A 17,503-nucleotide genomic window follows, 5' to 3' on the forward strand; every position below is an offset into this window, starting at 1 on the left:
CATTTAGCCACCCCCAATGGGCTCAACGGTGGTCCGTACCCCCTCGTTTGCGCTATACTCGCCGCCCTTTTTTGACTCACCTGCCAGGCGATTTCCCATGACCCACCAGGCCGCCGAAGTCGCGAAACGCCGCACTTTCGCCATTATTTCCCACCCCGATGCCGGTAAAACCACCATCACCGAAAAGCTGTTGCTGATGGGCAAGGCGATCGCGGTAGCCGGCACGGTGAAATCGCGCAAATCCGACCGCCATGCCACATCCGACTGGATGGAGATGGAAAAACAACGGGGTATTTCCATTACCACGTCGGTCATGCAATTCCCGTATCGCGACCACATGGTCAACCTGCTCGACACCCCGGGCCACGAAGACTTCTCCGAAGATACCTACCGCACCCTGACGGCGGTGGACTCGGCATTGATGGTCCTCGACGGCGGTAAGGGCGTTGAGCCACGTACCATTGCGCTGATGGACGTTTGCCGCCTGCGTGACACGCCGATCGTCAGCTTCATCAACAAACTCGACCGTGATATCCGCGACCCGATCGAGTTGCTGGATGAAATCGAAGCCGTCCTGAAGATCAAGGCCGCGCCGATCACCTGGCCGATTGGTTGCTACCGCGACTTCAAGGGCGTGTACCACCTGGCCGACGACTACATCATTGTCTACACCGCCGGCCATGGTCACGAACGTACCGAAACCAAGATCATTGAAAAGCTCGACTCGGACGAAGCCCGCGCCCATCTGGGTGACGAGTACGACCGTTTTGTCGACCAACTGGAACTGGTGCAGGGCGCCTGCCACGAATTCAACCAGCAGGAATTCCTCGACGGCCAGTTGACCCCGGTGTTCTTCGGTACCGCCTTGGGCAACTTCGGCGTCGACCACGTGCTCGACGCGGTAGTGGACTGGGCACCGCGCCCGCTGGCGCGTGTCGCCAACGAGCGTACCGTGGAACCGGTGGAAGAGAAATTCACCGGCTTCGTGTTCAAGATCCAGGCGAACATGGACCCCAAGCACCGCGACCGTATCGCCTTCATGCGTATCTGCTCCGGCAAATATGAAAAAGGCATGAAGATGCGCCACGTGCGTACCGGCAAGGACGTGCGCATCGGCGACGCCCTGACGTTCTTCTCCTCCGAGCGTGAACAGCTCGAAGAAGCCTACGCCGGCGACATCATCGGCCTGCACAACCACGGCACCATCCAGATCGGTGACACCTTCACCGAAGGCGAAGCGCTGGGCTTTACCGGTATCCCGCACTTCGCCCCGGAACTGTTCCGCCGCGTGCGCCTGCGCGACCCGCTCAAGTCCAAGCAACTGCGCCAAGGCTTGCAGCAATTGGCCGAAGAAGGTGCCACCCAAGTGTTCTTCCCCGAGCGCAGCAACGACATCATCCTCGGCGCCGTGGGTGTGCTGCAGTTCGACGTGGTCGCCAGTCGCTTGAAAGAGGAATACAAAGTGGAGTGCTCCTACGAGCCGATCACCGTGTATTCGGCGCGCTGGATCGAGTGCAGCGATAAGAAGAAGCTGGAAGAGTTCTCCAACAAGGCGGTGGAAAACCTCGCGGTCGACGGCGGTGGTCACCTGACCTACCTGGCGCCGACCCGGGTCAACCTGGCGTTGATGGAAGAGCGCTGGCCGGATGTGAAATTCCGCGCGACCCGCGAACACCACTAAGGTCTGAGCGTTTCAGAGAATGTGGGAGGGGGCTTGCCCCCGATAGCGGTGTGTCAGCCAGTGTATTGGGCTCTGACACTCCGCAATCGGGAGCAAGCCCCTCCCACATTTTGATCTCCAAAAGGCTGGAGATTGGCGGTAATCCGGCATCGCGACTAGCGTAAACGCTGGTGGCAGTTAATGACTGCCGTGCGGGTCTTATTTACTGACTGGACGGAATCAACCATGAGTATTTTTCAACGCGTAGTGCTGTTGATGAAGGTGCTGGTGCTGTTGTCGTTGGGGATGTCGACGGCCTGGGCGCATAACCCGGTGCAGAGCGTAGGGGTGGTGACGAGTGGCCAGGCATCGGACTTGCAGTTGGCCAAGTCCGAAGCCGAACCAGGCGATCAAGGCCAGGGCGGCAGCGAGGGTGATGATGACTCGACTACCGACGAGCCTGACAGCGACGACGCAGATGAAGGCGACAGCCAGACGTAGGCTTGCTGAAAAGAACGCGCCTCCCGTCAGGCTATAGCTGGCGGAAGGCGCTTTTCAGACCTCCGGCGGTGACTTAGAACGAGGTGGTCACCGACGCGAAATAAGCCCGGCCCGGCTCGTTATAGGTCTGGGCACCGGCATCCTCGGCATTGCCTTTGCGTGACAGGCGCTTGTCCAGCAGGTTGTTGATACCGACACGCACGCTCAAGTTTTTGCTGAACTCATAACCACTGCTCAGTCCCATCAGCCCATACGGGTCGACATCCTGCTGGGCGCTGCGGTCATAGCTGTTGGCGCTGCGTGAGTTGAGTGTCGGTGCTTCCTGCTTGCCGTAGTAGGTGCCGCTGACCTGGAAGGACAGCTTGTCGGTGGCTTGCCAGTCCAGCGTGGTGTTGACGGTGTACTTGGGGATGATGCTCAACGGCTCGCCGGTGTCTTTGTCCTTGGAGTCGATCATGTAGGTCAGGTTGGTGTTCCAGTCCAGATCGCTGCGCAGGCTTACGAACAGGTTGCCTTCAACCCCCTGGACCAGCGCGGGCCCGCTGTTTTCCCACTCCAGTACGCGGCGACCATTGCCCAGGCGGAAAGCCGCCTCGTTACTGGCATTGATCTTGTTCTTGTAGTCATTACGGAAGTACGTCGCGCTGGAGCGCCAGGTGCCCTTGTCGAAGGCAAGGCCGATTTCCTTGTTGACGCTGATTTCCGGCTTCAGGTCGCGATTACCCACCAGGTAACAACCGCCCATATTGGCTTCGCTGGCGTTGCAGCCATTGCCACGGCTGTACAGCAAGTAGTTCGGGTTGGACTGGTACAGGTTGGGAGTCTTGTAGGCACGGGCGATACCGCCCTTGAGGCTCAGTTCATCGGTCAACTGGTGCGAGGCGTTGAAGCTGGGGCTCCAGTTGCCGCCGAATTCTTCATGGTCGTCGTAGCGCAGGCCAGGGGTGATGATGGTCTTGCTGCCCAGTTCGATGTTGTCCTCGGCAAACAAGGCATAGCTCGATGCGGTGGTCTTGGTGCTGTTGCGGCTGACGCCGGGGATGGCGGGGACGCCGCCGGTGCCCGGGTCATAAGTTTGCGGGCGCAACGAGCCTGGATCGTTCATCGACTCGTAGAGGTATTCGCTGCCCAGGGTCAGGACCTGTTCGGCACCGAAGCTCAGGGGCAGGTTGACCTCGGCGGTGGCCCGGGTGTTACGCAGGCGTGATTCGAAACGCCCGGCGCTGGCCGAAGGCGCGCCCTCGCCGGATCCGGCCAGGCCTTCGTTGAGACGCTCATTGCGGGTCAGGTCGTGGGTCAGCGAGGCCAGGGTCGAGCCCCAGTCAAATTCACCACGGTGGGTTGCAGAGAAGCTGCTGCGTTGAATCACACTGGTTTCCTTGCCCACCAGGCTTTCAACGAATGCGCCACCGCCGTTGAGCATGGTATCGCCGGCAAAAATATTACCCTGGCGGCTGTAGCTGGCTTCCAGGTCCAGGGTTTGCTCTGGGCTGAATTGCCAGCTCAGCAAGCCGTTGACGTCTTTATTGCGCACGCCTTCGCGTCCGGCCACCAGCGAATCTGGAGTGGCTTGGGCTGCGCGGTTGATGTCGGCGTCATCCGCGTCGGTCTTGTTCAGTCCGCCATAGACACGGAATGCGAGACTGTCGGTCAGCGGGCCGCTGAGGTTGAAGTTGGTGCGCTTGCTCGCGCCTTCGGCATCGTTTTCGGGGAAGGCGGTGTAGGCGGTCAGCGAACCGTGCAATTGATCGGTCGGGCGTTTGGTGATGATGTTGATCACCCCGCCCATGGCCCCGGAGCCATAACGAGCGGCGGCCGGGCCGCGCAGGATTTCGATGCGCTCGACTTCTTCGGCCGGCACCCAGTTGGTTTCGCCACGGGTATCACGGTCACCGCTCCAGCCATAACGCACGGCGTTGCGTGAGGTGGAGGGTTTGCCATCGATCAGGATCAGGGTGTTTTCCGGGCCCATTCCGCGTAGGTCGATCTGACGGTTATTGCCACGGCTGCCGCTGGAACTGTTGCCGGTCAGGTTGACGCCTGGCTCGCGGCGGATGATCTCCGACAGGTCGTTGCTGGGTGGGCGTTTCTTGATGTCTTCGGCGGTGATGATCGACACGCCGGGCGCTTGCTTGAGTTCTTCGGCAGCGGTGCCCAGCACGCGCGTCTCGCCCAACACCAAGGCTTGGGAGGTGCCATCTACAGGCAGGTCCGTTGCCTGGATCGGCACTTTATCGCGCTCTTTTTCCACACTCTCCGCCAGCAGCGCGGGAGACGAGAGGGTAGCGATAAACGCCAGCGATAGATGGCTGAGCCTGAATTGAGACGACATGTCCACAAAGTCCTTTACGAGGGGCGATTGAACGAGAGGCGTCTGAATTTTTCGCGTAGCCAACCGTGGCTTGACAGCCAGTATCCAGCGCCCTCTTTGTGTCGTGATGGTATTGATTCTCAAATAAAAGTAAATTGCATTTACAATCTATACACTTTCCAGAGGGCTCTGACGCAATGTTTCAAGGCCGGAGGCATTGAAAGGCGCAGGGCCATCTGTATTTTCTTTGCTACAAACGCGCGAAAAAAAGCCCCTCCGGCCAGACTGATGCGCAATCTGGCGGGAAGGGCGATGGAACTCATTGAAGCTGCAGTTCCTACAAGGGAGGCGTCAGGCCACGAATTGCTCCGCGTAGTGGCAAGCCACCTGCCGGTTATCCAATGGTCGCAACAGCGGCTCCTCGCTGCTGCAGCGCTCGGTCGCATACGGGCAGCGCTTGTGGAACGCGCAGCCAGGTGGCGGGTTCAGCGGGTTGGGCAGTTCGCCGACGATTTTGATCTTCGGCTTGTTCGGGTCCGGGTGAATGGTCGGTGTGGCCGACAGCAGCGCCTGCGTGTAGGGGTGCAGCGGGCGGGCGTAGATGTCTTCCTTGGGGCCTACTTCCACCGGGCGGCCGAGGTACATCACCATCACGTCGTCGGCGACGTGTTGCACCACTGCCAGGTTGTGGGAGATGAACACGTAGGCGGTGTTGAATTCCTGCTGCAAATCCATGAACAGGTTGAGCACCTGGGCCTGGATCGACACGTCCAGCGCCGAGGTCGGTTCGTCCGCCACCAACACTTTGGGTTGCAGCATCATCGCCCTGGCCAGTGCGATACGTTGGCGCTGACCACCGGAGAACATGTGCGGGTAGCGCTGATAATGCTCAGGGCGCAGGCCCACTTGCTTCATCATCGCCTGGACTTTTTCGCGGCGCTCGGCGGCGGACAGGTTGGTGTTGATCAGCAACGGCTCCGCCAGTTGATCACCGACTTTCTGGCGTGGGTTCAACGACGCATACGGGCTTTGGAAAACCATCTGCACGTCTTTACGCAATTGCTTGCGCTGGGCCTTGTCGGCACCGGCCACTTCCTGGCCGGCAATTTTCAAGGAGCCCGAAGACGGCTCTTCAATCAGCGTGAGGGCACGGGCCAGGGTGGATTTGCCGCAACCCGACTCGCCCACAACCGCGAGGGTCTTGCCGGCTTCCAGCTCAAAGGACACGCCATTGAGAGCACGCACGGTGGCGTGGCCCTTGAACAGGCCACGGGACACTTCATAGTGACGGGTGAGGTCGCGGGCGGTAAGTACGACGGCCATTACGCCACCTCCTGGTTCAGCGGGTAGAAGCAGCGGGCGAGGCTGTTGCTTTTCGGATCAAGGCTTGGACGCTGGGCGCGGCAGGAGTCCTGGACATACGGGCAGCGCGGTGACAGCAAGCAGCCCTGCGGACGGTCATAGCGGCCGGGAACGATGCCCGGCAGCGTGGCCAGGCGCGTGGCGCCGAGGCTGTGCTCCGGGATCGCCTTGAGCAGCGCTTCGCTGTACGGGTGCGCCGGAATGTCGAACAGTTGCGGCACCTGGCCGACTTCCACCGCTTGGCCTGCGTACATCACGCATACGCGCTGGGCGGTTTCAGCCACTACCGCGAGGTCGTGAGTGATCAGCACCAGGCCCATGTTCTGCTCTTTTTGCAGGGCCAGCAGCAGTTCCATGATCTGCGCCTGGATGGTCACGTCCAACGCAGTGGTCGGTTCATCGGCGATCAGCAACTTGGGCTCGCCGGCAATCGCCATGGCGATTGCCACGCGTTGGCTCATACCGCCGGACAATTGGTGCGGGTAGGCATCCATACGGCTGGCGGCGCCTGGGATCTCGACTTTTTCCAGCAGTTCGATAGCCCGCTTGCGCGCTTGTTTGCCGGACATTTTCAAATGCAAGCGCAGCACTTCTTCAATCTGGAAACCCACGGTGTAGCTGGGGTTCAGCGCGGTCATCGGGTCCTGGAACACCATCGCCAGGTCTTTGCCGACGATCTGGCGGCGCTGGCGGTTGCTCAGCTTGAGCATGTCCTTGCCGTCGAAGTTCAGGGCGTCGGCGGTGACGATGCCGGGGTGCTCGATCAGGCCCATCAGCGCCATCATGGTCACGGATTTACCCGAGCCCGACTCGCCAACGATCGCCAGTACTTCGCCTTTGTCGACCGACAGGTCGAGGCCGTCGACCACCGGTACGGCGGTCTTGTCGCCGAAGCGGACGTTGAGATTCTTGATTTCTAACAGTGACATGGGAATCTCCTCAGGCGGCGTTCTTGAGTTTCGGGTCCAGCGCATCGCGCAGGCCGTCACCCATCAAGTTGATTGCCAGCACGCTGAGCAAAATGGTCAAGCCAGGCAGGCTCACGACCCACCAGGCGCGTTCGATGTAGTCACGGGCCGAAGCCAGCATGGTGCCCCACTCGGGGGTTGGCGGTTGTACGCCAAGGCCGAGGAAGCCCAGGGCCGCGGCATCGAGAATCGCCGAGGAAAAGCTCAAGGTCGCTTGTACGATCAGCGGCGCCATGCAGTTAGGCAGCACGGTGATGAACATCAGGCGTGGCAGGCCGGCGCCGGCAAGGCGGGCGGCGGTCACGTAGTCGCGGTTCAGTTCGCCCATCACCGCGGCGCGGGTCAGGCGCACGTAGGACGGCAGCGACACGATAGCGATGGCGATCACGGTGTTGATCAGGCCAGGGCCGAGGATGGCGACAATCGCCACGGCCAGCAGCAGCGACGGCAGGGCCAGCATGATGTCCATCAGACGCATGATGGTCGGGCCGAGCAAACGCGGGAAAAAACCGGCGAACAGGCCCAGCAGGATGCCCGGGATCAGCGACATCACCACCGACGACAAGCCGATCAGCAACGACAGGCGCGAACCCTGGATCAGGCGCGAGAGCAAGTCACGCCCCAGTTCGTCGGTGCCGAGCAGGAACTGCATCTGCCCGCCCTCCAGCCACGCCGGTGGGGTCAGCAGGAAGTCGCGGTATTGCTCGCTGGGGTTATGCGGCGCAACCCAGGGGGCGAAGATCGCGCAGAACACGATCAGCAACATGAACAGCAGGCCGGCAACCGCGCCCTTGTTCTTGGAGAAGGCTTGCCAGAATTCTTTGTACGGGGACGGGTACAGCAGGCTCTGATCGACTGCTGACACTTGAGTAGGTGTGGTCATGGTCATGATCTCAGCGCTGGTGACGGATGCGTGGGTTGGCGAAGCCGTAGAGGATATCCACCACGAAGTTCACCAGGATCACCAGGCAGGCGATCAGCAGAATGCCGTTTTGCACCACCGGGTAGTCCCGCGCGCCAATGGCTTCGATCAGCCATTTGCCGATGCCGGGCCACGAGAAGATGGTTTCGGTCAGCACGGCGCCGGCCAGCAGGGTGCCGACTTGCAGGCCAACCACCGTCAATACCGGGATCAGCGCATTGCGCAAGCCGTGCACGAATACCACGCGCGCGGGCGACAGGCCCTTGGCCTTGGCAGTACGGATGTAGTCCTCACGCAGCACTTCGAGCATCGACGAACGGGTCATGCGCGCGATCACCGCCAGCGGGATGGTGCCGAGCACGATGGCTGGCAGGATCAGGTGGTGCAATGCATCCCAGAACGCGTCCGGCTCGTCGGCCAGCAGGGTGTCGATGAGCATGAAACCGGTGCGCGGCTCGATGTCGTAGAGCAGGTCGATACGCCCGGATACCGGGGTCCAGCCCAGGCTTACCGAGAAGAACATGATCAGGATCAGGCCCCACCAGAAGATCGGCATCGAATAGCCCGCCAGGGAGATGCCCATCACCCCATGGTCGAACAGGGATCCTCGTTTGAGTGCCGCGATCACCCCGGCCAACAGGCCCAGGATACCGGCGAACAACAGGGCGGCCATGGACAGTTCCAGGGTCGCAGGGAAAAGGGCGGTGAACTCGGTCCACACGCTGGTGCGGGTGCGCAGCGATTCGCCAAGGTCGCCCTGGGCGAGCTTGCCGACGTAATCCAGGTATTGCGCATACAGCGGCTTGTTAAGGCCAAGGCGCTCCATTGCCTGGGCGTGCATTTCGGGGTCAACCCGCCGCTCGCCCATCATGACTTCTACGGGGTCGCCTGGAATCATGCGAATCAACGCAAAGGTCAGCAACGTGATGCCGAAGAACGTGGGGATCAATAACCCCAATCGGCGGGCAATAAAACTAAACATCTTGGTGTGTACCTCAATCAGCCGGTTAGGCAGGTTCGGCACCGTCAATGTCGACGGTGCCGAGCGTTTTTCTTATTTACTTCACCTGGGTGGTGGCGAAGTTATTTGTACCCAGAGGGCTTTGGGTGAAGCCTTCTACGTTCTTGCGCAGGGCGGTGAACAGTTTCGGGTAAGCCATGGGAAGCCAGGGTTGGTCTTTCTCGAACACATCCTGTGCTTGTTCATAGAGCGCGGCCCGTTCGGCCGGTTCCGCGACTGCACGGGCTTTGTCGATCAAGTCCTGAAACTCTTTGTTACACCAGCGGGCGTAGTTTTCGCCGTTTTTGGCTGCATCGCAACTCAGGTTTGGCGTCAGGAAGTTATCCGGGTCGCCGTTATCACCTACCCAGCCCGCCGAAACCATGTCGTGCTCGCCGTTTTTGGCACGCTTGAGCATCTCGCCCCATTCCATGACCTTGATATTGATCTTCAAGCCAATCTGGGCCAGGTCTGCTTGCATACGCTGGGCGCCAAGCATCGGGTTGGGGTTGGTCGGGCCGCCGCCGTTACGGGTGAACAGGGTGAATTCGGTGCCTTCCGGCACGCCGGCTTCCTTGAGCAGAGCACGGGCCTTGTCCAGGTCGCGTGCTGGGTTTTTCAGCTTTTCACTGAAACCCAGCAATGTCGGTGGATAAGGGCCGGTGCCCACGACTGCATTGCCTTTTCCGAACAGCGCTTCGGTATAGCCGGCCTTGTCGAACGCGATGTTGATAGCGTGGCGTACCCGCGCATCGCTCATGTATTTGCGGGTGGTGTTCAATGCGGTGTAGCTGGTGGTCATCGCCGCCAGTTCATCGACTTTCAGGTTCGGGTCTTTCCTGATGCTTGGGATGTCATCCGGCTTGGGGAACAACGCGATCTGACATTCGTTGGCCTTGAGCTTCTGCAGGCGCACGTTGTTATCGACGGTAATAGCCAGAATCAGCGGATCGACCGCCGGTTTGCCGCGGAAGTAGTCGGGGTTGGCCTTGAAGCGTGCCTGGGCGTCTTTCTGATAACGGGTGAAGATGAACGGACCAGTGCCGATGGGCTTGGCATTGAGGTCTTCGGTCTTGCCGGATTTGAGCAACTGGTCGGCGTATTCCTTCGAATGGATTGAAGAGAACGCCATGCCCAGGTCAGCCAGGAACGGAGCTTCAGGACGGGTCAGGGTAAAGACGACAGTATGATCGTCGATCTTCTCTACGCTCTTGAGCAGTTCCTTGAACCCCATGCTTTCGAAGTACGGGTAACCCACGAGAGACTTTTTATGCCACGGATGATTCGGGTCCAGCTGGCGCTGGAAGCTCCAAAGCACATCGTCGGCGTTCAGGTTGCGCGTGGGTTTGAAATAGTCGGTGGTGTGGAACTTGATATCGTCACGCAGGTGGAAGGTGTAGGTCAGGCCATCGGCGCTGATTTCCGGCAGGTCTTTAGCCAGGGCGGGAACCACTTCGGTGGTGCCGGGCTTGAAGTCCACCAGGCGGTTGAACATGGTTTCAGCGGCGGCGTCAGCGGTCACGGCGGTGGTGTACAGGACCGGGTCGAAACCTTCCGGGCTGGCTTCGGTGCAGACCACCAACGGTTTGGCCGAAACGCCGATCGCCACGCTCAACAGCGCGGCAGCCATGGCGGCTTGTAGCGGGAGCATTTTCATTCAGAGCCCTCTGCAATCGATGGAACCAGAAAAGCGTAGACGGCGGGCTCGTCCTGAGCTCGCCGCCTGCCTGGCGCTAATTAAAGGATGTTGAACGGGATGGTGGTGACCAGACGGAACTCTTTGATGCTGCCGTCGGACTGGAACTCGCTGCCGCGGTGCTCAACATAGGTTGCGCGCACAGTGGTGGCTTTGAGTGGGCCGCTCTGCAGCGCGTAAGAGGCGCCTACACCGTATTCCTGGTGCTTCTCGCCGTCCTGGGACTGGATGCCGTCATAGGCAAACTTGGCCCGGCCATTGTTGCCGGTGTAGTGGGTACCGTCGATGCCCCAGCCGCGTGCCGAGTAGGCGTTGAACTTCAGGCCGGGTACGCCGTATTCAGCCATGTTGATGGCATAGGCGATCTGGAAGGATTTCTCGTTCGGGCCGTTGAAGTCCGACGTCAGGGAGTTGGCCAGGTAGATGCCGTTGGTTTCGTGCAGGTAGTCGAAGTACTCGTTACCGTTCACTTGCTGGTAGCCGAAGGTCAGGCTGTGTGCCTGGTGAGTCAGGCCCAGGGAGAGGGAGAAGGTATCGTTATCGATTTCCCCCATCTCTTTTTTGCCTTCATCGACAGTCTTGTAGTAGTTGAAGCCGGTGGTCAGGCCCAACTGCTGCGCGTCGCCCAGCTCGTGGGTGGCGCCGAAGTAGTACTGGTTCCAGAAGTCTTTCACGTTGGCGGCGAAGAAGCTGGTTTTCAGGCTTTTGAGCGGCTGGTAGTTCGCGCCCAGGGTATAGACTTTATCGGTTTCCGCGCCATTGCCGTATTCGGTACGGAATTTCGACAGGCTCTGTTCGCTACGTGGCGAAACGCGGTCAAACACGCCGCCCTGGAACGACAGGTTGCTGAACTCTTCGCTGTTGAAGCTCACACCCTGGAAGCTTGAAGGCAGGGCACGGTTGCCGATGGTGTCGACGATGCCGCTGCTGAAGTTCTGGCGACCGGCGGTCAAGGTGGTGTTGGACACGCGGAACTGCACGTTGGCCAGGCCCAGTTTGCTCCACTGGTCTACGGCGTCACCGTTGGAGTCCGCCAGGGTACGGTTGGAGCCGCCCTTGATATCACGCTTGCTGCGGTCCAGTACCAGAGCGTTGTAAACCGCTACTTCGGTCTTGACGCCGACGGTGCCCTGGGTGAAACCCGAGCTGGCTTTGAGGATGGTGCCCTGTACCCAGTTGGTACGGTTACGGTCGGTCAGGGTCTGGCCATGCTTCTGGTACGCGAAGGTGCCCCCACGGTATTTGCTTTCATGGGAGTACCAGTTACGTGTGGTGCCGCCAAGGCTGAAGTCTTCAACGAAGCCTTTAGCCTCGCTTTGGGCGCTGGTGCCGGCCAACGTGGTAGGAACGAAGTCCTGGCTTTGCGTTTCAGCGTAGGCGGTTGCCGTGATGCTGCTGATGGCCAGGGCCAGAAGCGCTTTGCTGCTCAGTTTCATGGGTGAAGCTCCTTTGGTTCTCTTTTTTAATGCCGGTCTTTTTAGGTGAACCGGCTATTGGGTGTGGAACTCGTTCAAGCCTGTGCAAACGTTTGGCGTAGGAATTTTCCCAACAAAAGCCTGCGCGTTTGCCGGGAAGCGAACTTCGCTCCCCGCAATCCGGTTATTTTCTTATGGGGTAATGCTGACGCCCGAGAACACGTTGCGGCCGAAGGGGCTCACCTTGAAACCTTCGACTTTGGCGCTTAACGGCTGGTTGACCGTCGAGTGGGCGACTGGCGTGATCGGCACCTGCTGCTTGAGCAGTTGCTGCGCCTGTTTGTATAGAACAGTCCTTTGTTCGCGGTCGGTCACGACCTTGGCTTGCTTGATCAGCTTGTCGTACGCCGGGTCACACCACATGGAGTAGTTGTTCCCGCCGATGGCGTCGCAGCTGTAGAGGGTGCCCAACCAGTTGTCCGGATCACCGTTGTCGCCGGTCCAGCCAATCAGGCTGACATCATGCTCACCGTTCTTGGTGCGCTTGATGTACTCGCCCCATTCGTAGCTGACGATTTTGACTTTCAGGCCGATCTTGGCCCAATCGTTCTGCAGCATCTCGGCCATCAGCTTGGCGTTGGGGTTGTACGGACGTTGTACCGGCATCGCCCACAGGGTGATCTCGGTGCCTTCCTTGACGCCGGCGGCCTTGAGCAGCTCCTTGGCTTTTTCCGGGTTGTAGGCGGCGTCCTTGATGCTGTCGTCGTAGGACCACTGTGTCGGCGGCATGGCGTTGACCGCCAGTTGCCCTGCGCCCTGGTACACAGCGTTGAGGATGCTCTGCTTGTTCACCGCCATGTCCAGCGCCTGGCGCACTTCAAGCTGGTCGAACGGCTTGTGGCGCACGTTGTAGGCGATGTAGCCGAGGTTGAAGCCAGGCTTGGTCAGCAGTTGCAGGTTCGGGTCGGCCTTCAGCGCGTCTACATCGGCGGGGCGCGGATGCAGGGTGACCTGGCATTCGCCGGCCTTGAGCTTCTGCACCCGTACCGAGGCGTCGGTGTTGATGGCGAAGATCAGTTGGTCCAGCTTGACGCGGCTCGGGTCCCAGTACTGTTTGTTGCCCACGTAACGTATCTGCGAGTCTTTCTGGTAACGCTGGAACACAAATGGGCCAGTGCCGATCGGCTTCTGGTTGATGTCGCTGGGCTTGCCTTGCTTGAGCAACTGCTCGGCGTATTCGGCGGACAGGATTGCAGCGAAACTCATGGCGATGTTCTGTACGAACGCGGCATCGACCGTGTTCAAGGTCATCACCACCGTGTGCGGGTCGGTTTTTTCGACCTTGGCGATATTCTTGTTCAGGCTCATCCCGTTGAAGTACGGAAACTCGGTAGGGTAGGCCTTGCGGAATGGATGCTCGGGGTCAAGCATGCGGTTGAAGGTGAACAGCACGTCGTCGGCGTTGAAGTCGCGCGTCGGCTTGAATTCCTTGTTGCTGTGGAACTTCACCCCCTCACGCAGGTGGAAGGTGTAGGTCAGGCCATCTGGCGAAATATCCCATTTGGTCGCCAACCCAGGTACTACGTCGGTCGCGCCTTTTTCGAATTCAACCAGGCGATTGTACAAAGGCTCTGCCGCATCGTTGTCGGTGGCCGTGGTGTATTGCGCAGTGTCAAACCCTGCCGGGCTGCCTTCGGAGCAGAACACCAGGCTCTTCTTTTCGGCGGCCTGGCCCATCGTGGCCACGGCCAGCAGGCTGGTGGCAAACATCGCGGATAGAACAGTGGTATGGCGCATGACGATCCCGATCCTTGTTTGTAGTTATCAACAGCAACCCTCCCGCTGGCCATGGCCAGGAAGACATCACTGATCCCACGCACAGCAAGTGCCATTTCCCAGAGTGATGCCTCTGCTGTCCTACGACGTTATGGGACGCGGACCTTGCAGTAAATGCGCCAATTCTGACTGGACTTGTAGGTAACGGAGACACAAGGCGCAGTTCGTTGCTGTAGGACGGCAACGCTTACAAATGTGGTCTGTTTCCTATGGCCCTGGCGGATGGAATAACGGCGACGTTGTGAAACGTCGCCGTTATTGATCCTTACTTGCCGCTTACGCTAACGCCGTAGAAGGAGTTCAAGCCAAATGGGCTGATCTTGAAGTCCTGTACGGTATTACGCATGGGTTGATACACCGTCGAGTGCGCGATAGGTGTCATCGGGACTGCATCTTTGAGGATATGTTGCGCCTGCTTGTACAGCTCGGTGCGTTTGGCGACATCCGATGTGGCCTTGGCTTCTTTCACGATGCCGTCGAATTTCTTGTCGCACCACTTGGAGAAGTTGTTGCCCGACAGCGAGTCGCAGCCGAACAGCACGTTCAGCCAGTTGTCCGGGTCACCATTGTCGCCGCTCCAGCCAATGATCATGGCCTGGTTCTCGCCGCCTTTGGAACGCTTGATGTACTCGCCCCATTCGTAGCTGGTGATCTTGACCTTCAGGCCGATCTTGGACCAGTCGTTTTGCAGCATCTCAGCCATCAGCTTGGCGTTCGGGTTGTACGGACGCTGAACCGGCATGGCCCACAGGACGATTTCGGTCCCTTCCTTGACGCCGGCTTCCTTGAGCAGCGCCTTGGCTTTCTCTGGGTCGTACTTAGCGTCCTTGATGCTGGTGTCGTAGGACCATTGGGTCGGCGGCATGGCGTTGACGGCCAGTTGGCCGGCGCCCTGGTACACGGAGTCAATGATCTGCTGCTTGTTCACCGCCATGTCCAGCGCCTGGCGTACGCGCAGGTCAGCCAGCGGGTTAGGCTGGTCGCTGCCCTTGACCTTGTCCATCACGTTGTAGGCCACATAGCCCAGGTTGAAACCGGCCTGGTGCGGCAGCTTCAGGTCTTTGTCTTCGCCCAGCGCCTTTAGGTCGGCCGGACGTGGGAACAGAGTGATCTGGCATTCGTTTTTCTTGAGCTTCTGGATACGCACCGACGGGTCAGTGGTGATGGCGAAGATCAGGTTGTCGATCTTCACGTCTTCAGGTTTCCAGTAGTCCTTGTTGCCGGTGTAACGAATGTTCGAATCTTTCTGGTAGCTCTTGAACACGAACGGGCCAGTGCCGACCGGCTTCTGGTTGATGTCGGCGGGTTTGCCTTCCTTCAACAATTGCGCGGCATATTCAGCGGACTGGATCGAAGCAAAGCTCATGGCCAGGTTCTGGATGAAAGCCGCGTCCACGGTGCCAAGGGTGAACTTGACGGTGTGATCATCGACTTTCTCGATGTTCTTGATGTTGGTGTCCATCCCCATGTCCGTGAAGTACGGGAACTCGGTGGGGTAGGCCTTACGGAACGGATCGTCTTTGTTGATCATCCGGTTGAAGGTGAACAGTACGTCGTCAGCCGAGAATTCACGAGTAGGCTTGAAGTACGGGGTGGTGTGGAACTTGACGCCTTCGCGCAGGTGGAAGGTATACGTCAGGCCGTCCGGCGACACATCCCAGCTGGTGGCCAGGCCAGGAACGACGGCGGTGCCGCCACGCTCGAACTGGCTCAGACGGTTGAACATGGTTTCGGCCGAGGCATCGAAGTCTGTTCCGGTGGTGTACTGGCCTGGGTCGAAACCGGCCGGGCTCCCTTCGGAGCAGAACACCAGGTTAGTTGCCGCCAGGGCTACGGGGGCTGCGGCCATAAGGCCAGCGCTCACTAATAACGGAAGGACTGCGTGTTTAAGCATGTTGGCCTCATGATTTGTTGTCATTTTTGGTGGTGAGGGCGACCTCGTGAGTCGGCCTGCGGATACTTATGCAGGCGCCATACCCAATGCAAGATGCTGAACGGTTACGAGCGGTAAACAGTGGTACGAACGTACAGGAATGTCGCAATTATGAAAGTTTTGCCATAAATGCGTCGATTTGATGGTTTTTTTCGGTGCAATGTGCGCACCAAAAAAGCCCAGCCGAGGCGTCTAGCGCACTCGGTTGGGGCGTCGATGTTACTTATCTAGACTCACGCCGTAGAAGGGCGTCAGTCCAAACGGGCTGATCTTGAAGTCGCGCACTTCCTTGCGCAGGGGCTGGAAAACCGTCGAGTTCGCAATAGGCGTTATAGGTACCTGTTCCTTAAGGATTTTCTGCGCCTGTTGATACCACTTGATACGCTGCTCGCGATCATTGCTGACCTTGGCTTGCTGCACCAGTTTGTCGTAGGCCGGGTTACACCATTTGGCATAGTTGCTGCCCTTGACCGCGGCACAACTGTAGAGCACGCCGAGCCAGTTATCCGGGTCGCCGTTATCGCCGGTCCAGCCGTAAATCATTGCGTCGTGTTCGCCATTTTTAGCGCGTTTGATGTACTCGCCCCACTCATAGCTGACGATGTTGGCTTTGATGCCGACCTTGGCCCAATCCTGTTGGATCATTTGTGCGGACATCCGCGCATTGGGGTTGGAGGCGCGTTGCACGGTCATCGCCCACAGATTGATGGTGGTACCTGGTGCAACCCCTGCTTCTTTTAGTAGCAACCGGGCTTTGGTCGGATCGTAGGGGGCATCCTTGATGCCTGGGTCATAAGACCACTGCGCCGGCGGCAATGCGTTCTGCGCCAATTGTCCGGCGCTCTGGTAAACGGCCTTGATGATTGCTGGTTTGTCGATCGCCATGTCCAGCGCCTGGCGCACCTTGAGTTGGTCCAGCGGCGGGTGCGTTACGTTGTAGGCCAGGAAGCCCAGATTGAAACCCGCTTGTTGCAGCACGCGCAGATTGGGATCTTGCTTCATCACGTCGATGTCGGCAGGACGTGGGTAACCGCTGACCTGGCATTCACCGGCCTTTAGTTTTTGCAGGCGCGCAGCGGCGTCCGGGGTGATCGCAAATACCAGGTTATCGAGCTTTACGTCCTCGGGCTTCCAGTATTGTGTGTTGGCCACATACCGGATCTGCGCATCTTTCTGGTAACGCTTGAACACAAACGGCCCGGTGCCGATGGGCTTTTGATTGATCTGCTCGGCCTTGCCCTCTTTCAACAGCTGGGCGGCGTATTCGGCCGATTGCACCGAGGCGAAACTCATCGCCAGGTTCTGTACGAATGAAGCATCGACATTGTTCAGGTTGAAACGCACGGTGTGTTCGTCGAGTTTGTCGACGCTCTTGATCGTGGCGTTCAAGCCCATGTCAGTGAAGTAGGGCGATTCGGAGGGGTAGGCCTTGCGAAACGGGCTGTCGGCATCGAGCAAGCGATTGAAGGTGAACAACACATCATCGGCGTTGAAATCACGGGTCGGGGTGAAGAAGTCGGTGGTGTGGAACTTGACGCCATCGCGCAGGTGGAAGGTATACGTCAGGCCGTCCTTGGATACATCCCAGTTCGTGGCCAGACCCGGTTCTACCTCGGTGCCACCGCGCTTGAACTGAGTCAGACGGTTGAACACGGTTTCGGCGGACGCGTCAAAATCGGTGCCGCTGGTGTACTGGCTGGGATCGAACCCGGCGGGGCTGGCTTCGGAGCAGTAGACCAGGGTGGTTGCGGCCTGAGCCATCGGCATAAAAGCCAGTAGGCTTGCGGCGAGGAGCAGTGGCTTGACGGCGATTCTTTCCATGGAGACCCCTGAAATGGCAGGCAGACCAAAGCTGCCTAAACGAAAACGGCGGTCACCGAGGTTACCGCCGTTCTGGTT

General features: G+C 59.1%; 12 protein-coding genes. 2 read left to right on the forward strand and 10 right to left on the reverse strand.

Features of this window, described 5'->3' with window-relative positions:
• Positions 1 to 97 precede the first annotated feature (97 nt).
• Both E3O56_RS07050 and E3O56_RS07055 read left to right on the forward strand, forming a co-directional pair.
• The gene (locus E3O56_RS07050; protein ID WP_005784726.1) at positions 98 to 1,681 is read left to right on the forward strand and encodes a peptide chain release factor 3; all 1,584 of its coding nucleotides are present in this window, start codon (positions 98 to 100) and stop codon (positions 1,679 to 1,681) included.
• 225 nt (positions 1,682 to 1,906) lie between these two features.
• On the forward strand, positions 1,907 to 2,161 hold the full coding sequence (locus E3O56_RS07055; RefSeq protein ID WP_032877817.1) for a hypothetical protein: 255 nt from the start codon (positions 1,907 to 1,909) through the stop codon (positions 2,159 to 2,161).
• Positions 2,162 to 2,234: 73 nt separating this feature from the next.
• Here E3O56_RS07055 and E3O56_RS07060 read toward each other — a convergent pair whose 3' ends face one another.
• The 10 genes from E3O56_RS07060 to E3O56_RS07105 form a co-directional block, all read right to left on the reverse strand.
• The gene (locus E3O56_RS07060) at positions 2,235 to 4,493 is read right to left on the reverse strand and encodes a TonB-dependent siderophore receptor (RefSeq protein WP_248128044.1); all 2,259 of its coding nucleotides are present in this window, start codon (positions 4,491 to 4,493) and stop codon (positions 2,235 to 2,237) included.
• Positions 4,494 to 4,823: 330 nt separating this feature from the next.
• Positions 4,824 to 5,795: a peptide ABC transporter ATP-binding protein gene (locus E3O56_RS07065; protein ID WP_005784734.1), complete on the reverse strand. Its 972-nt coding sequence runs from the start codon at positions 5,793 to 5,795 to the stop codon at positions 4,824 to 4,826.
• Positions 5,795 to 6,763: an ABC transporter ATP-binding protein gene (locus E3O56_RS07070; protein WP_032877816.1), complete on the reverse strand. Its 969-nt coding sequence runs from the start codon at positions 6,761 to 6,763 to the stop codon at positions 5,795 to 5,797. The genes E3O56_RS07065 and E3O56_RS07070 overlap by 1 nt, the downstream gene beginning before the upstream one ends.
• A 10-nt stretch (positions 6,764 to 6,773) precedes the next feature.
• Positions 6,774 to 7,685 (reverse strand): ABC transporter permease subunit, encoded by a 912-nt coding sequence (locus tag E3O56_RS07075; protein WP_003188486.1) that lies wholly within the window; start codon positions 7,683 to 7,685, stop codon positions 6,774 to 6,776.
• A 10-nt stretch (positions 7,686 to 7,695) separates the two neighbouring features.
• Positions 7,696 to 8,706 (reverse strand): ABC transporter permease subunit, encoded by a 1,011-nt coding sequence (locus E3O56_RS07080; protein ID WP_003171721.1) that lies wholly within the window; start codon positions 8,704 to 8,706, stop codon positions 7,696 to 7,698.
• Positions 8,707 to 8,782: 76 nt separating this feature from the next.
• The gene (locus E3O56_RS07085; RefSeq protein WP_248128045.1) at positions 8,783 to 10,381 is read right to left on the reverse strand and encodes an ABC transporter substrate-binding protein; all 1,599 of its coding nucleotides are present in this window, start codon (positions 10,379 to 10,381) and stop codon (positions 8,783 to 8,785) included.
• Between the two features lie 80 nt (positions 10,382 to 10,461).
• Positions 10,462 to 11,856 (reverse strand): OprD family outer membrane porin, encoded by a 1,395-nt coding sequence (locus tag E3O56_RS07090; protein WP_103734638.1) that lies wholly within the window; start codon positions 11,854 to 11,856, stop codon positions 10,462 to 10,464.
• Between the two features lie 171 nt (positions 11,857 to 12,027).
• On the reverse strand, positions 12,028 to 13,632 hold the full coding sequence (locus tag E3O56_RS07095; RefSeq protein WP_032877813.1) for an ABC transporter substrate-binding protein: 1,605 nt from the start codon (positions 13,630 to 13,632) through the stop codon (positions 12,028 to 12,030).
• Positions 13,633 to 13,936: 304 nt separating this feature from the next.
• Complete coding sequence (locus tag E3O56_RS07100; RefSeq protein WP_005784750.1) at positions 13,937 to 15,565, reverse strand: ABC transporter substrate-binding protein; 1,629 nt, start codon at positions 15,563 to 15,565, stop codon at positions 13,937 to 13,939.
• Between the two features lie 258 nt (positions 15,566 to 15,823).
• Positions 15,824 to 17,425, reverse strand: a complete 1,602-nt coding sequence (locus tag E3O56_RS07105) for an ABC transporter substrate-binding protein (RefSeq protein WP_032877812.1) — start codon at positions 17,423 to 17,425, stop codon at positions 15,824 to 15,826.
• Between the last annotated feature and the right edge of the window lie 78 nt (positions 17,426 to 17,503).

This window comes from Pseudomonas sp. W2Aug9 (assembly GCF_023127755.1).
In the GTDB taxonomy this organism is placed as follows: Bacteria; Pseudomonadota; Gammaproteobacteria; order Pseudomonadales; family Pseudomonadaceae; genus Aquipseudomonas; species Aquipseudomonas synxantha_A.

Bases quoted from the DNA above. Each gene is read 5' to 3' on its own strand.
- E3O56_RS07075 (WP_003188486.1), bottom strand. From the start codon at position 7,685: ATGACCACACCTACTCAAGTGTCAGCAGTCGATCAGAGCCTGCTGTAC.
- E3O56_RS07065 (WP_005784734.1), bottom strand. From the start codon at position 5,795: ATGGCCGTCGTACTTACCGCCCGCGACCTCACCCGTCACTATGAAGTG.
- E3O56_RS07100 (WP_005784750.1), bottom strand. From the start codon at position 15,565: ATGCTTAAACACGCAGTCCTTCCGTTATTAGTGAGCGCTGGCCTTATG.
- E3O56_RS07090 (WP_103734638.1), bottom strand. From the start codon at position 11,856: ATGAAACTGAGCAGCAAAGCGCTTCTGGCCCTGGCCATCAGCAGCATC.
- E3O56_RS07080 (WP_003171721.1), bottom strand. From the start codon at position 8,706: ATGTTTAGTTTTATTGCCCGCCGATTGGGGTTATTGATCCCCACGTTC.
- E3O56_RS07070 (WP_032877816.1), bottom strand. From the start codon at position 6,763: ATGTCACTGTTAGAAATCAAGAATCTCAACGTCCGCTTCGGCGACAAG.
- E3O56_RS07050 (WP_005784726.1), top strand. From the start codon at position 98: ATGACCCACCAGGCCGCCGAAGTCGCGAAACGCCGCACTTTCGCCATT.
- E3O56_RS07085 (WP_248128045.1), bottom strand. From the start codon at position 10,381: ATGAAAATGCTCCCGCTACAAGCCGCCATGGCTGCCGCGCTGTTGAGC.
- E3O56_RS07055 (WP_032877817.1), top strand. From the start codon at position 1,907: ATGAGTATTTTTCAACGCGTAGTGCTGTTGATGAAGGTGCTGGTGCTG.
- E3O56_RS07095 (WP_032877813.1), bottom strand. From the start codon at position 13,632: ATGCGCCATACCACTGTTCTATCCGCGATGTTTGCCACCAGCCTGCTG.
- E3O56_RS07105 (WP_032877812.1), bottom strand. From the start codon at position 17,425: ATGGAAAGAATCGCCGTCAAGCCACTGCTCCTCGCCGCAAGCCTACTG.
- E3O56_RS07060 (WP_248128044.1), bottom strand. From the start codon at position 4,493: ATGTCGTCTCAATTCAGGCTCAGCCATCTATCGCTGGCGTTTATCGCT.